The organism is Herbaspirillum sp. BH-1 (assembly GCF_002870055.1).
In the GTDB taxonomy this organism is placed as follows: Bacteria; Pseudomonadota; Gammaproteobacteria; order Burkholderiales; family Burkholderiaceae_D; genus Herbaspirillum; species Herbaspirillum frisingense.
Genome location: NZ_PKOI01000002.1, coordinates 216,827 through 231,491 on the forward strand (window position 1 = coordinate 216,827; position 14,665 = coordinate 231,491).

Genomic DNA, 14,665 nt, shown 5'->3' on the forward strand with positions numbered 1-14,665 from the left:
CGGCCGCTGTGCACAAAAACGCTTGCACGAAGCACTGTTTTTTTATACAGTATCGCTCTATCGGGGCGGTCATCATCCTCTGCCTCCGGGCAACATCAGCAAGACCGCAAGACTCCCCCCTGAACCCCTTCTTCACGACATTTTGCCGAGAGAGATTTATGGACGACAAAAAAGCTGCGAACAACTCTGAGAAGAGCAAGGCGCTGGCCGCCGCATTGGCACAGATTGAAAAGCAGTTTGGCAAGGGCTCGGTGATGCGCATGGAAGATGGCGTCGTCGCTGAGGAAATCCAGTCGGTATCCACCGGTTCCCTGGGCCTGGACATCGCGTTGGGCATCGGTGGCCTGCCACGTGGCCGCGTCATCGAGATCTACGGTCCGGAATCCTCCGGCAAGACCACCCTGACCCTGCAATCCATCGCCGAGATGCAGAAGCTGGGCGGCACCTGCGCCTTCATCGACGCCGAGCACGCCCTGGACGTCACCTATGCGCAAAAGCTGGGCGTGAACCTGAACGACCTGCTGATCTCGCAGCCGGACACCGGCGAACAGGCCCTGGAAATCACCGACGCCCTGGTGCGCTCCGGCGCGGTCGACCTGATCGTGGTGGACTCCGTGGCAGCGCTCACGCCCAAGGCCGAAATCGAAGGCGACATGGGCGACTCCCTGCCCGGCCTGCAGGCCCGCCTGATGTCGCAGGCCCTGCGCAAGCTGACCGGCAGCATCAACCGCACCAATACCACTGTCATCTTCATCAACCAGATCCGCATGAAGATCGGCGTCATGTTCGGCAATCCCGAAACCACCACCGGTGGCAATGCGCTGAAGTTCTACGCCTCGGTGCGCCTGGACATCCGTCGTACCGGCTCCATCAAGTCCGGTGACGAAGTCATCGGCAGTGAAACCAAGGTCAAGGTCGTCAAGAACAAGGTTGCCCCCCCGTTCCGCGAAGCTCACTTCGACATCCTGTATGGCGAAGGCACTTCCCGCGAAGGCGAAATCCTGGACCTGGGCTCCGAGCACAAGGTGGTGGAGAAGTCCGGCGCCTGGTACAGCTACAACGGCGAGCGCATCGGCCAGGGCAAGGACAACGCCCGTAACTACCTGAAGGAACACCCGGAACTGTCGCGCGAGATCGAGAACAAGGTCCGCGTCGCACTGGGCGTGCCTGAACTGGCAGGTGGCACCGCCGAGGCACCAGCCTCCTGATCCCAAGGTCTTCACGTACCACCATGGCGGCAGGGTTTGCCTGAGCCTTGAGGTCATGGTGGTGCCTGTCCCGCTCCGCCCCCGGCGCCGGTCCGGCCGGGTGCCGAGCTGAAGTACCGGCCGCATCGTTCTGTTGCTGCCGCGTTTCAATGCAATACGGTTCCATCGTTTTTTCTTCGTGTTCTTCACCGTCACATCGCCCGTGTAGTCGAACGTCATGCCCAGACCGCCGATCAGCCTGAAAGCACGGGCGCTCAAATATCTCTCTTCACGTGAGCATAGTCGCCTGGAACTTGCGCGTAAGCTTGCCCCTTACGCGCAAGAGGGTGATGACATCGACGCGCTCCTGCAGTGGCTGGAGCAGTCCCGTTTCCTTTCCCAAGAACGCTTTTCCGAATCGCTGGTGCATCGCCGCTCGGCCCGTTATGGCAACCAGCGCATCTTTTCCGAGTTGCATGGGCATGGCATCGAAGGGGAAGCCATCGCCGAGTTGAAGGCCGACCTGGCAGCAGGCGAGGGCGAGCGTGCCGCACAGGTCCTGCGCCGCAAATTCAGTGCGCCCCCTCCCGATGCCGAGACACGCGCCAGACAGATGCGCTTCCTGCAGCAACGCGGTTTTTCCCACCGCAGTATCCGCGAAGCCTTGCAGACCGCGTGGAGCGACGAGGAGGAATCGTCGTGAGCGGGGACAACTGGGTCTCTTGATGCGCTGAGCCCGAGAGGGTGTCGCCCTGCGCTCGCATCCTGGGCATTCCCGGCCAGCCATTCACCACCGCAGTTGCGTTCCCCCTTGTCCCTGACTTCTTCCAGCAGCTTGCGCAGATGGCAGCCATCTGTCCCGCCATATGGAAAAGCTATCCCTTTCGGTCTTCTGTTAGCGCCACCGGCTAACAGCCCGGCCGGCCTGTGCTAGAATTCGGAAGTTTTTGCTGCGGCGCGCAAGCCTGAGGAGATATCGCGTGTTGCCGGTTTGTCAAAACGGCGCAACGATGCAAGGCCCATGTAGCAGCAGGAATGGATAATGCGGACGCTTCGGCGCAAGCTGGCGCGTTTCGAATATCAGACCAACTAAAGCAGACGGCATGCACATGCCCAATTCTACGAATTCACTAGCAACCCGCGCAGCTCACGCCTGCGCCCGTCTCCGTCCGTCTCCGGATGTGACACCCGCCTGCGGGTTGCTGTCTGCTTTCTCGTCGGCCGGCATGCTGCCGGCTACCGAATTTCAATCCGGCAAGTTTTATTCATTCAGTGTCTAAAGGGAAGCTCCCATGAAAATCCATGAGTATCAGGGTAAAGAAATCCTGCGCCAGTTCGGCGTAACCGTGCCGCGCGGCATTCCTTGCATGTCGGTCGACGAAGTCGAAGCGGCAGCCCAGAAGCTGGGCGGCCCGGTGTGGGTCGTCAAGGCCCAGATCCATGCAGGCGGTCGCGGCAAGGGCGGCGGCGTGAAGGTGGCCAAGTCGATCGAACAGGTCAAGGAATACGCCAACCAGATCATGGGCATGCAACTGATCACCCACCAGACCGGTCCTGAAGGCCAGAAGGTGCGTCGCCTGCTGATCGAAGAAGGCGCCGACATCAAGAAGGAACTGTACGTTTCCCTGGTGACCGACCGTGTTTCGCAAAAGGTCGTGCTGATGGCCTCCAGCGAAGGTGGCATGGACATCGAAGAAGTTGCCCACAGCAACCCGGAAAAGATCCACAACGTCATCATCGACCCGATCGATGGCCTGACCGACGCGCAAGCCGACGACGTGGCCGCCAAGATCGGCGTGCCGGCTGCTTCCATCCCGGCTGCTCGCCAGAACCTGCAAGGCCTGTACAAGGCCTACTGGGAAACCGACGCTTCCCTGGCTGAAATCAACCCCCTGATCCTGACCGGCGACGGCAAGGTCATCGCTCTGGACGCCAAGTTCAACTTCGACTCCAACGCCCTGTACCGTCACCCGGAAATCGTCGCCTACCGCGACCTGGACGAAGAAGATCCGGCTGAAGTCGAAGCCTCCAAGTTCGACCTGGCCTACATCTCCCTGGACGGCAACATCGGCTGCCTGGTCAACGGCGCCGGCCTGGCCATGGCCACCATGGACACCATCAAGCTGTTCGGCGGCGAGCCGGCCAACTTCCTGGACGTGGGCGGCGGTGCTACCACCGAGAAGGTCACCGAAGCCTTCAAGATCATGCTGAAGAACCCCGAACTGAAGGCCATCCTGGTCAACATCTTCGGCGGCATCATGCGCTGTGACGTGATCGCCGAAGGCGTGATCGCTGCTTCCAAGGCTGTCTCGCTGAAGGTGCCTCTGGTGGTCCGCATGAAGGGCACCAACGAAGACCTGGGCAAGAAGCTGTTGGCCGATTCCGGTCTGCCGATCATCTCGGCCGACTCCATGGAAGAAGCCGCACAAAAGGTCGTGGCAGCTGCCAAGTAAGTAACCCAACACGAAAGCCTGCGCGGCGCGAGCCGCCGGCTGCGAGCAATTGCAGCACCGGGCGCCGCCAGCGGCGCAGGCATCACAGTCAAGGAAGAGAAATGTCGATCCTCATCAACAAAGACACCAAGGTCATCACCCAAGGTATCACCGGCAAGACCGGTCAGTTCCACACCCGCATGTGCCGCGACTACGCGAATGGCAAGAATGCCTTCGTCGCCGGCGTGAACCCGAAGAAGGCTGGTGAAGACTTCGAAGGCATCCCCATCTATGCCAACGTCACCGAAGCCAAGAACGCCACCGGCGCCACCGTGTCGGTGATCTACGTGCCGCCCGCCGGCGCTGCTGCTGCCATCTGGGAAGCCGTCGAAGCCGACCTGGACCTGGCCATCTGCATCACCGAAGGCATCCCCGTGCGCGACATGCTGGCCCTGAAGGACCGCATGGCCAAGGCCGGTTCCAAGACCCTGCTGCTGGGCCCGAACTGCCCCGGCCTGATCACTCCGGACGAAATCAAGATCGGCATCATGCCGGGTCACATCCACAAGAAGGGTCGCATCGGCGTGGTTTCCCGCTCCGGCACCCTGACCTATGAAGCCGTGGGCCAGCTGACCGCCCTGGGCCTTGGCCAGTCCTCCGCCGTCGGTATCGGTGGCGACCCGATCAACGGTCTGAAGCACATCGACGTCATGAAGGCCTTCAACGACGATCCGGACACCGACGCCGTCATCATGATCGGTGAAATCGGTGGTCCTGACGAAGCCAACGCTGCGCGCTGGATCAAGGACAACATGAAGAAGCCGGTGGTCGGCTTCATCGCCGGCGTGACCGCGCCCCCGGGCAAGCGCATGGGCCACGCAGGTGCCCTGATCTCCGGTGGTGCGGATACCGCCGAAGCCAAGCTGGCCATCATGGAAGAGTGCGGCATCAAGGTCACCCGCAACCCGTCGGAAATGGGTCGCCTGCTGAAGTCGGTGCTGTAAGATTGCCGGTCGCTTTTCGCCGGTCTCCTCGGAGGCGGGCGAAAGGCAAGCTCAGCCAGACCGGTAGTACACGCAATACCAGCATGGGGAGCTCCGGCTCCCCATGTCGTTTTATGGAAAGCGCGGAGTCTGTCTTGACGATGGGCGCGCATCGCCCAGAGTTAGCGCAGAAGGCTGTGACGGCACTAACCGCAGTGACCGTGGTCTTCCTGCCATACGCCGCCCTCTCTGGCGGACACGTTTTCACAAAGGACAAGCATGGAATTCCTGGCCAACCTGAACTGGGTCGCGGTCGCGCAGATCATCCTGATCGACATCCTGCTCGGTGGCGACAATGCCATCGTGATCGCGCTGGCCTGCCGCAATCTGCCGGACAATCTGCGCATGAAGGGCATCGTCTGGGGTACCGTGGGCGCGATCGGCATCCGCATCGCCCTGATCGCCTTTGCCGTCACCATGTTGCAACTGCCCTTCCTGAAGCTGCTGGGTGGCGTCCTGCTGCTGTGGATCGGCATCAAGCTGCTCAACGAGGATGACGAACATACCGACGTCAACGGCAGTGACCGCCTGTGGGGCGCCGTCAAGACCGTGATCGTGGCCGACCTGGTGATGAGTGTGGACAACGTGATCGCCATCGCCAGCGCCGCTGAACAGGCGGCCGGCGAGCACCAGTTGCTGCTGGTGGTGTTCGGCATCGTGGTCAGCATTCCCATCATCGTCTGGGGCAGCACGCTGGTATTGAAGCTGATGGAAAAATTCCCGGTGATCGTCACCCTGGGCGCGGCTCTCCTGGGCTACATCGCCGGTGGCATGATCTTCAGCGACAGCGCCGTGCAGTCCTGGCTGCGGGATTTCATCGCCGATACCGAATTCGTCTTGCCCGGCGCCGCCGTGCATTTGAGCCTGCCCGGCCTGGTGGGCGCCATCGGAGTGGTGCTGACCGGCCTCACGCTCAAGCGCAGGAAGCAGGCATAGGCCCATCTGGCCCCGGGATGGACCCGGTGGCGATTGACGCAGGTCAGCGCCGGTCCGCTTCAAAACTGTTAGTTTCGCAATTTATTCGCTAGTCGGCCTAGCCAACGCTGCCGATACTGGAAGCGCCCTTATCACCTTCACGAGGAATCCATGAAACCAGTCGTCTCCCGTCGCACCCAACGCGGCTTTACCCTGCTTGAACTGATGGTCACGCTGGCCATCATCGGCATTCTCGCCATGCTGGGCGCTTCGCAATACCAGGACTACATCGCCCGTGCGCGCGTGGCCGAGGGCTTCAACCTGGCCGAGCCGTACAAGCTGGCCGTGACCGAACAGATCAGCTCCAACAACGGCGTCTTCACCGTGGCGCAACTGGGCCTGCCGACCTTCACGCCCACCGACAACGTGAGCAAGATCGACGTCTCACCGATGGAAAAGCGCGGCGTGGGCGGCGTCATCACCATCACCTACAGCGCACGCGTGGGTGACGGCGGTACGCTGACGCTGACCCCGACCATCAGCTCCGGCACCATCCAGTGGCAGTGCGCCGCCAAGGATGTGAAACAGGCCGCTACGCCGGAAGGCGCCACTGCCAACACCGGTTTTGCCGCCGGCTCCCTGCCGGCCAAGTACGCACCGGCCAACTGCCGCGGTTGAGCCGCTGCCTGGTCTGACATGCCAAGAAAAAACGCGCCGTCAGGCGCGTTTTTCATTTCGCGGAGCCGTGGCGCTTCAGGGCCGCGCCATCGTGATATCGCTCTTGCCGCCGCGCTTTTCGGTTACGCAGATGTCAGTCATGACCATGGTCTTGTCGACCGCCTTGCACATGTCGTAGACCGTCAGCAGGCCCACCTGCACGGCGGTCAATGCCTCCATTTCCACACCGGTCTTGCCGAAGGTTTCCACACGTGCGGTGCAACGCACGGAAGCGCTGCCGGCGTCGGTCTCGAACTCCACCGAGACATGCGTCAGCGCCAGTGGATGGCAAAGGGGGATCAGGTCGCCGGTGCGCTTGGCCGCCATGATGGCGGCGATGCGGGCGATGCCCAGGACATCGCCCTTCTTGGCCGTACCGGCCTCGATGATGCCCAGCGTGGCTGGCTGCATGCGGATCACGCCAGTGGCCAGGGCCACCCGGTGGGTCTCGTGCTTGCCGCCGACATCGACCATGTGCGCCTGTCCGCCCTGGTCGAAGTGAGTGAGGCCGCCGTTGGGCGCGTGTTCGCCGGATGTGTTCATGCTGATTCGCTCTAGGTGAAATGGAGGGAAAGGAGCGGGTATCATAGCAGCCAGCCCGCAGCCCGCGCTGCTCCGACTTCCACGCCAGCCCTGACCGTTACCGATGTCGTCCATGCCACCCACCGTTTCCGATGTGTCCCGCCGTTTCCGTCTCCCCGCGCGCCGGTTGCTGGCCCGCTATCTGAGTGCGGCCTTGTTGTTGCTGCCGGCGGCACCCTTGACCCTGCTACCCCATCCGGGCGTGGCCCAGGGCTTGCCCACGCTGGGTGATACCGAACGCGAAGGTCTTTCGCCGCTGATGGAGCGCAAGCTGGGTGAGGAAATCATGCGTGACATCCGGACCGACCGCGACTATGTCGACGACGGCCCGATTTCGGAATACCTCAACAACTTCGGCCAGAACCTGGTCTCCATCCACCCCGAGGTGAGGGGCGAAGCCGGTTTCGATTTCCAGTTCTTCATGGTGCGCGATCCCATGCTGAACGCCTTCGCGCTGCCGGGCGGCTTCATCGGTGTCAATAGCGGCCTGGTGCTGGCCGCGCAATCGGAGTCCGAACTGGCCGGCGTGATGTCGCACGAAATCGGTCACGTGGCGCAGCGCCATATTGCCCGCATGCTGGGCCAGCAGAAGCAGAACTCGATGATCCAGCTGGCCGCCATCGTGCTGGGCGCGTTGGCCGGAGTGTCCAAGGCCGGGGGCGATGCGGCGATGGCCACCATGATGGGCGGTACCGGCCTGGCCGTGCAGCGCCAGCTCAACTTCAGCCGCGACGCCGAGCGCGAGGCCGACCGCATCGGCCTGCAGATCATGCGTGATGGCGGCTTCGATCCTTCCGGCATGGTCACCTTCTTCGGTCGCCTGCAGGCGGCCTCGCGCAACTACACCGACGCCGTGCCGCCTTACCTGATGACGCACCCGCTGACCACCGACCGTATCGCCGACATCGAGGCCCGCATCCGCGACCAGCGCTACAAGCAGCGTGTGGACAATCCCGAATTCCAGCTGGTGCGGGCGCGCACCCAGGTGCTGCAGAACGACAGCGTGCAGGGCCTGCGCGACAATGTGCAGAAATTCACCGACCAGGCCAAGCAGAACACCAAGTTGCAGACCGCCGCCGCCAAGTACGGGCTGGCCTACACCTACTACCGCCAGAACCGCTTCGACCAGGCCGAGACCGCCTTGAAGGAAGCCCAGGAAGCTGCCATCCCGATGAAGACCGGCATCATGTTCGGCAGCCTCGACATCGATATCAAGATCGCCCGCAAGCAGGCCCCGCAGGCGCTGCAACTGGCCGACAGCCTGCGCCAGCAGTTCCCGATTTCACGCACCATCGCGCGCCAGTATGCCGATGCCCTGATCGCCGCCCGGCGCTACGACGAGGCCGTGGCCTACCTGCGCGACCAGGCCCAGCTCTACCGTGCCGACGCCCAGGTCCAGCAGTTGCTGGCCAAGGTCTACGCGGCCCAGGGCAAGCAGGCCTTGCAGCACATGGCGCTGGCCGAGTCGTATGCGCTCAATGGCAGCCTGCTGGCGGCCATCGACCAGTTGGGCATTGCGCGCAAGGCGCCCGATGCGACCTTCTACGACCAGTCGCAGATCGACGCGCGCGAGCGTGAATGGAAGGCGCGCTGGAAAGATGAACAGAAAGACATGAAGGATCGCGGCTAGGCGCGCCACGCGGCGTCAATCCTGGTGCGGGCGGCTGACGAAACTGAAGATCTGTTCCAGTTGGCTGGTAGCGACGCGCTGCAGCGGAAGGGATTGAGCACCGTGCTTGAAACGGGGGGCGACCTCATCGGCGCCGTCCAGCCAGCGCATGAGGGCGTCCTCATCCGCGTTATCCGCCTGCAGGCAAGGCAGCAGATGCGCCAGATCGCGATCATCGACGCCGGCAATCAGCTCACCGGCACGCAGATAGAGCCGTCCGGCTTCATCCATCCAGGCGGCTGTCGCCGCATCGACTGCGATTCCCGTATGCAGCACCAGAGACAGATTGCCCTGGGCATCCGGCTGGGTACGCAGGATGTGCGGCATCCATTCCAGGTCCACATACACCCGCTGCGGCCCGTTCTGGAAATACCAGCGGCCGGCCGCATCGCTGGCGTAATTGCGGTCGATGAAGGCCAGCAGGGCAGGGTGGCGGATCAGGTCGCCCGGCAAGTCCAGTTGTTGCGCGCGCTCGTCGCGCATGCGCCAGCCGCCTCGTGCATCCAGCCGCAGCCAGCCGAAGCAATGAGGCACGTTGGGCCAGCGGGCCATGGCCTGCTGCACGATCTCATCCATGGGCCAGCTCCGTAGGGGCCGGGAAGGCGCTCTCCGACTTGCCCTCCAGGAAATGCAGCAAGCGGCGCGGCAGCCACGCCAGGTTGCCGGGCGGGCCGCCGGCGGCAAAGCCGACATGGCCGCCTTGCTCCGGGTATTCCAGCACCACTTCCGGCGCCGCCGAGCGGGGCAGGTGGCGCGCCGGCAGGAAGGGATCATTCTGCGCATTCAGGACCAGCGTGGGCACGCTGATGTCGTTGAGGATGTGCTTGGCGCTGGCGCGGTCCCAGTAATCCTCGGTGTTGCGGTAGCCGTGCAGGGGGGCGGTGACGATGTTGTCGAAGGCGTACAGGTCGCGGGCCGACAGCAGCGCGTCGCGATCAAACAGGCCCGGGAACTGGTCCAGCTTGGCCAGGCACTTGGGCCGCATGGTGCGCAGGAAGACCCAGGTATAGAGCCGGTTGAAACCCGACGCCAGTGCCGCGCCGCCACCCGCCAGGTCCAGCGGCGCCGACACCGCGCAGGCAGCATCGACGATCTCGGCCTGGTGCTGTGATTCCCCCAGCCAGCGCAGCAGCGCATTGGCGCCCAGCGAGACGCCGCAGACGTACAGGTGGGTCGCGGCCAGGTTCTGCTGGCGCAGTTTCATACGGCGGATGATCCAGTCCAGTTCCGCCGTGTCGCCGGAATGATAGAAACGCGGCGCCAGGTTGATCTCGCCGGAACACCCGCGAAAATGCGGAATCGCCCCATGCCAGCCGCGCCGTTGCACCTCGGCCATCAGGGCAAGGCTGTAGTGGCTGTCGGAGGAGCCTTCCAGCCCGTGGAACAGCACCAGCAGCGGACGTCCCGGCTGGCCGTCGACGAAATCGATATCGATGAAGTCGCCATCCGGCGCTTCCCAGCGCTCACGCCGGTAGCGCACGGCCGGCTTGGGCAGGAAGGCCGAGGGATAGATGGTCTGCAGATGACCGCCGGGAAGCCAGCGGGGCGGGATGTAAAGCATGATGCGGCCTTGCTCGTGTTCGATGCTGCCTGTGGAGGATAGAAAACGGAAAACGGCCGCACTCAGTGCAGCATGGCTGTGCTGACCACGGCTTCGGCCGGCGCTGCCCCCGGGGCGACCGAGGCGTGGTGCATCACCATGCGCCAGCCCAGCGCGGTCTTGAGGTAGACATTGGTGGCGATGACGTGCACATCGGGCGGGCCTTCGCCGCCGTGGTCGATTTCTTCCACCACGCTGTGCACCGAGGTCATCATGTTCTGCGACACGTGCAGCTGGCGCGGCCGGATATGCAGGCCACCGTTGGAGAGGATGTCTTCCCACACGGCGCGGATATCCGCGTGGCCCACCAGGCGTAGTGCGCCGGGGTGGATGCAGACGATTTCCTCGTCATCGGCCCACAGCTCCATCAGCGCCTCCAGGTCGGCGCGGGCGAGGGCGTCGTAGTAGGCGGCCTCGATTTCATCGGGCGAGCCATGGATCAGTTTGGTGCGCGGCATGACAAATCTCCGGATCAGATGAAAAGAGGGCCTTGTGGGCCCTCTCGTGTCTGGCTTGAAACTTCTGCTCAGTGGCCCTTGACCACGGTGCCCGGTTTCAACTGGTACTGGGTACCGCAGTATGGGCATTTGGCCGCGCCGTGCGCGTCCAGTTCCAGGAACACGCGCGGGTGCGAATTCCAGGCGGTCATGCCCGGGCTGGGGCAGTGGGCTGGCAGGTCCTTGCCTTCGAGCAGGACCACGCCCTGCGATGCTTGAGCTTGGCTCATCTTGTTCTCCGTTGCTTGCGATTGACTGTTGAAACGTTAAGGTCGGGTGTTGCGAATCGATATCCTGGCGGTCGCCGCTGCCATTTACACCAGCGTGAGCCAGTGCTTGTACTGCGGCGCCCGGCCGGCCACCACGTCGAAGAACAGGGTCTGCAGCTTCTCGGTGATGGGGCCACGGCCGCCATTGCCGATGACGCGGCGATCCAGTTCGCGGATCGGCGTGACTTCGGCGGCGGTGCCGGTGAAGAAGGCTTCATCGGCGCAATACATCTCGTCGCGGGTGATGCGCTTCTCGATGACCTCGATGCCCAGGTCGCGCGCCATGGTCAGCACGGCGTCGCGGGTGATGCCATCCAGGCAGGAGGCCAGGTCGGGAGTATAGAGCTTGCCGTTCTTGACGATGAAGACATTTTCGCCGGAACCTTCCGAGACATAGCCTTCGGTGTCCAGCAGCAGGGCTTCGTCGTAGCCGTCGGCCAGTGCTTCCTGGTTGGCCAGGATGGAATTGATGTAATAACCGCAGGCCTTGGCGCGCACCAGTGACACATTCACGTGGTGGCGGGTGAAGGAAGAGGTCTTCACGCGGATGCCCTTGCTGATGCCGTCTTCGCCCAGGTAGGCGCCCCACGGCCAGGCGGCGATGGCCACGTGAATCTTGTTGCCCTTGGCGGACACGCCCAGTTTTTCCGAGCCGATCCAGATCAGCGGGCGGATGTAGCAGGATTCCAGCTGGTTTTCGCGTACCACCTGGCATTGCGCCTGGGCCAGCGTTTCCTGGTCGAACGGCACGTCCATCTGGAAGATCTTGGCCGAGTTGAACAGGCGCTGGGTGTGTTCCTTCAGACGGAAGATGGCCGTACCCTCGGCCGTCTTGTAAGCGCGTACACCCTCGAAGACGCCCATGCCGTAATGCAGCGTGTGGGTCAGTACGTGGACGGTGGCGTCGCGCCAGTCGACCAGCTCGCCGTCTTTCCAGATCTTGCCGTCGCGGTCAGCCATGGACATGGTCATCTCCCTGTATGCGGTGATTGCAGAAAATGCAGAATGTGCAGAAAGCGAAAATTCGGTATGAAACGCCCGGCGCGGACGAACCGGCCAAGGAACTGCATTTTAGCGGATTCACGCGAGCAAAAACTTTCATCTGTAGAATGAAAGACCTGAGTGAAAATGCACACATCGTCACATGCACCGGCATTCCCGGCCGGCGCATCCAATACGCGTAACGGAACAACAATGCAGAAGGAGACAGGCGAGCAGGGATCAGGATCGGCAGGCCAGCCAGCGCCGCACGATCCCGCCACCGCCCGCCGCATCGAGAAGGACGCCTTCCAGGAAGGCTGGCGCGCCAGTGCCTCGACCATACCGGCCGTACTGGCCTGGGGCGTGGTCTCGGGCATGGCCATGGTCAAGTCGGGGATGAGCATCTTCCAGTCGCTGGGCATGAGCCTGCTGGTCTATGCCGGCTCGGCCCAGTTCGCCGTACTGCCCTTGCTGGCGACCGGCGTGCCGCTGCTGGTGGTGTTCTTCACGGCCATGATCGTCAACCTGCGCTTTGTCATCTTCTCGGCCGCCGTGGCGCCGCATTTCGAGCACCTGCCCTGGTATCGCCGGGTGTGGTACGGCTTCTTCAACGGCGATATCTCGATGGCTTTCTTCCCGCAGCGCTTTCCACCCTCGACCTTCGGTCAACCTGCAGGCAAGATCGGGTATTTTGCCGCGATCTGCTATCCGGGCTGGGTGGCCTGGCAACTCGGGGCCACCATCGGCATCCTGCTGGCCAGCCAGATTCCGGAGAGCTGGAACATCGGCTTCGCCGGCACCCTGGCACTCATTGCCATCATGATCCCCATGACCAGCAGCCTGCCGGCCTTGGCCGGGGTGGTGGTCTCCGGCACGGTGGCGGTGCTGGCGCTGGAGCTGCCCTACCGTCTGGGTCTGCTGCTGGCGATGGTGCTGGGGATGAGCGCGGCCATGCTGGCCGACAAGTTGCTTCCGGGAAAAGAAAAGGATGAAGGGGCTGCCGCATGAGTGAATGGTATGTGTGGGGCGCCATCGTCCTGATGACTGTGTCCACCCTGGTCACGCGCAGCGGCTTTTTCCTGTTCGGCCACGCGGTCAAGTTGCCGCCACGCCTGAAGCACGCCCTGAGCTACGCTCCGGCGGCGGCCATGGCGGCCATCATCTTCCCCGATCTGGTCAGCGCGCACGGAGTCCTTGACCTGAGCCTGAGCAATCCCAAGTTGCTGGCCGGCATCGGTGGCGCCATCTTCTTTGCCGCAACGCGTCATCTTCTGGGAACTATTGTGGCGGGAATGTCACTCTTTACACTGTTGCGTTGGTTCATGTGAATCTTTGCGCACACCAGCCTGAAGCGCCCGGGATCTTGTCCGGGCTGGCAAAAAGCCGTCAGGAGCAGGTCAGGCTGGAGTAAAATACGATGTTTTTCGCCCCCTTCTTCGAATTCCTACCTATGAAATTCAACCGACTGAGCGATCTGGTTTCTGCCAATCAACTGCAAGGCAAACGCGTCTTCATCCGTGCCGATCTGAACGTGCCGCAGGATGATGCCGGCAATATCACCGAAGATACCCGCATCCGCGCTTCGGTGCCGGCCATCCGCGAAGCCCAGAAGGCAGGCGCTGCAGTGATGGTGACGTCGCACCTGGGTCGTCCCACCGAAGGCGAGTTCAAGCCCGAGGATTCGCTGGCCCCCGTGGCCAAGCGCCTGTCCGAACTGCTGGGCAGCGAGGTCAAGCTGGTGGCCGACTGGGTCGATGGCGTGGACGTGCAGCCGGGCCAGGTGGTGCTGCTGGAGAACTGCCGCCTCAACAAGGGCGAAAAGAAGAACAGTGACGAGCTGGCGCAAAAGATCGCCAAGCTCTGCGATGTCTATGTCAACGATGCCTTCGGCACCGCGCACCGCGCCGAAGCCACCACCCACGGCGTGGCCAAGTTCGCGCCGGTGGCCTGTGCCGGTCCGCTGCTGGCAGCCGAGCTGGATGCCCTGGGTAAGGCCCTGAACCAGCCGGCCCGTCCGCTGGTGGCCATCGTGGCCGGTTCCAAGGTCTCCACCAAGCTGACCATCCTGAAGACCCTGGCCGAGAAGGTCGACAACCTCATCGTCGGTGGTGGCATCGCCAATACCTTCATGCTGGCCGCCGGTCTGAAGATCGGCAAGTCGCTGGCCGAGCCGGACCTGGTGGACGACGCCAAGGCCATCATCGATCTGATGGCCAAGCGCGGCGCCTCGGTGCCCATCCCCACCGACGTCGTGGTGGGCAAGGAATTCTCGCCGACCGCCGTGGCTACCGTGAAGGCAGCCGAGGATGTCGCCGACGACGACATGATCTTCGACATCGGTCCCCAGACCGCTGCCGTGCTGGCCGAGCAACTGGGTCGCGCCGGTACCATCGTCTGGAACGGCCCGGTGGGCGTGTTCGAGTTCGACCAGTTCGGCCGTGGCACCGAGACCCTGGCGCGCGCCATTGCCGCCTCGCCGGGCTTCTCGATTGCCGGTGGTGGCGACACCCTGGCAGCCATCGCCAAGTACCACATCGCCGACAAGGTCGGCTACATCTCCACCGGCGGCGGCGCCTTCCTGGAATTCCTGGAAGGCAAGACCCTGCCTGCGGTCGAGATCCTGCTGCAACGCGCGCAGTAAGCAAGACCGGCGCCGTACCCCGCTGCCGGGTGCGGCGCCTCGTGGTCCCATCCGGGGCCATCCGAATTCTGAGTCTGTAGCATCACCAACGAGGACGCGTCCGAGACGCGCGTCCGGGGCGGAAGCGATCCG

Annotated in this window: 16 protein-coding genes; 10 read left to right on the forward strand and 6 right to left on the reverse strand. The window is 63.2% G+C overall.

Annotated elements, in window-relative coordinates:
• The first annotated feature begins 158 nt into the window (after positions 1-158).
• From recA to HBH1_RS04190, 6 genes are all read left to right on the forward strand, one after another.
• Complete coding sequence (gene recA, locus HBH1_RS04165) at positions 159-1,208, forward strand: recombinase RecA (RefSeq protein WP_102661697.1); 1,050 nt, start codon at positions 159-161, stop codon at positions 1,206-1,208.
• 217 nt (positions 1,209-1,425) lie between these two features.
• Positions 1,426-1,890: a recombination regulator RecX gene (gene recX, locus HBH1_RS04170; protein ID WP_102661698.1), complete on the forward strand. Its 465-nt coding sequence runs from the start codon at positions 1,426-1,428 to the stop codon at positions 1,888-1,890.
• Between the two features lie 589 nt (positions 1,891-2,479).
• Positions 2,480-3,640, forward strand: coding sequence for an ADP-forming succinate--CoA ligase subunit beta (gene sucC / locus HBH1_RS04175; protein WP_102661699.1), 1,161 nt, complete (start codon positions 2,480-2,482; stop codon positions 3,638-3,640).
• A gap of 101 nt (positions 3,641-3,741) precedes the next feature.
• The gene (sucD, locus tag HBH1_RS04180) at positions 3,742-4,623 is read left to right on the forward strand and encodes a succinate--CoA ligase subunit alpha (RefSeq protein WP_006461749.1); all 882 of its coding nucleotides are present in this window, start codon (positions 3,742-3,744) and stop codon (positions 4,621-4,623) included.
• Between the two features lie 258 nt (positions 4,624-4,881).
• On the forward strand, positions 4,882-5,598 hold the full coding sequence (locus HBH1_RS04185) for a TerC family protein (protein WP_006461748.1): 717 nt from the start codon (positions 4,882-4,884) through the stop codon (positions 5,596-5,598).
• 150 nt (positions 5,599-5,748) lie between these two features.
• The gene (locus tag HBH1_RS04190) at positions 5,749-6,255 is read left to right on the forward strand and encodes a pilin (RefSeq protein WP_102661700.1); all 507 of its coding nucleotides are present in this window, start codon (positions 5,749-5,751) and stop codon (positions 6,253-6,255) included.
• 75 nt (positions 6,256-6,330) lie between these two features.
• Here HBH1_RS04190 and moaC read toward each other — a convergent pair whose 3' ends face one another.
• Positions 6,331-6,837, reverse strand: coding sequence for a cyclic pyranopterin monophosphate synthase MoaC (moaC, locus tag HBH1_RS04195; RefSeq protein ID WP_102661701.1), 507 nt, complete (start codon positions 6,835-6,837; stop codon positions 6,331-6,333).
• 112 nt (positions 6,838-6,949) lie between these two features.
• Between moaC and HBH1_RS04200 the strand changes: the two genes are divergently transcribed.
• A complete protein-coding gene (locus HBH1_RS04200) occupies positions 6,950-8,506 on the forward strand; it encodes a M48 family metalloprotease (protein ID WP_102661815.1) in 1,557 nt (518 codons plus the stop codon).
• 15 nt (positions 8,507-8,521) lie between these two features.
• Here the strand turns inward: HBH1_RS04200 and HBH1_RS04205 are convergent, their stop codons facing one another.
• From HBH1_RS04205 to HBH1_RS04225, 5 genes are all read right to left on the reverse strand, one after another.
• A complete protein-coding gene (locus HBH1_RS04205) occupies positions 8,522-9,121 on the reverse strand; it encodes a DUF2946 family protein (protein ID WP_102661702.1) in 600 nt (199 codons plus the stop codon).
• A complete protein-coding gene (locus HBH1_RS04210; RefSeq protein ID WP_102661703.1) occupies positions 9,114-10,106 on the reverse strand; it encodes a YheT family hydrolase in 993 nt (330 codons plus the stop codon). The genes HBH1_RS04205 and HBH1_RS04210 overlap by 8 nt, the downstream gene beginning before the upstream one ends.
• Before the next feature lie 62 nt (positions 10,107-10,168).
• Positions 10,169-10,603 carry a YybH family protein gene (locus tag HBH1_RS04215; protein WP_102661704.1) on the reverse strand — a complete coding sequence of 145 codons (435 nt, stop codon included), beginning with the start codon at positions 10,601-10,603 and terminating at the stop codon, positions 10,169-10,171.
• A gap of 68 nt (positions 10,604-10,671) precedes the next feature.
• A complete protein-coding gene (locus tag HBH1_RS04220; RefSeq protein ID WP_006461741.1) occupies positions 10,672-10,872 on the reverse strand; it encodes a zinc-finger domain-containing protein in 201 nt (66 codons plus the stop codon).
• 84 nt (positions 10,873-10,956) lie between these two features.
• Complete coding sequence (locus HBH1_RS04225) at positions 10,957-11,877, reverse strand: branched-chain amino acid transaminase (RefSeq protein WP_102661816.1); 921 nt, start codon at positions 11,875-11,877, stop codon at positions 10,957-10,959.
• 228 nt (positions 11,878-12,105) lie between these two features.
• On the opposite strand from HBH1_RS04225, the gene HBH1_RS04230 reads away from it, so the two are divergent.
• From HBH1_RS04230 to HBH1_RS04240, 3 genes are all read left to right on the forward strand, one after another.
• Positions 12,106-12,900, forward strand: coding sequence for an AzlC family ABC transporter permease (locus tag HBH1_RS04230; RefSeq protein WP_077237406.1), 795 nt, complete (start codon positions 12,106-12,108; stop codon positions 12,898-12,900).
• Entirely contained in the window at positions 12,897-13,220 is a 324-nt protein-coding gene (locus HBH1_RS04235; protein WP_102661705.1) for an AzlD domain-containing protein, read from the forward strand. The genes HBH1_RS04230 and HBH1_RS04235 overlap by 4 nt, the downstream gene beginning before the upstream one ends.
• Before the next feature lie 122 nt (positions 13,221-13,342).
• On the forward strand, positions 13,343-14,533 hold the full coding sequence (locus HBH1_RS04240; protein ID WP_102661817.1) for a phosphoglycerate kinase: 1,191 nt from the start codon (positions 13,343-13,345) through the stop codon (positions 14,531-14,533).
• The last annotated feature ends 132 nt before the right edge of the window (positions 14,534-14,665 follow it).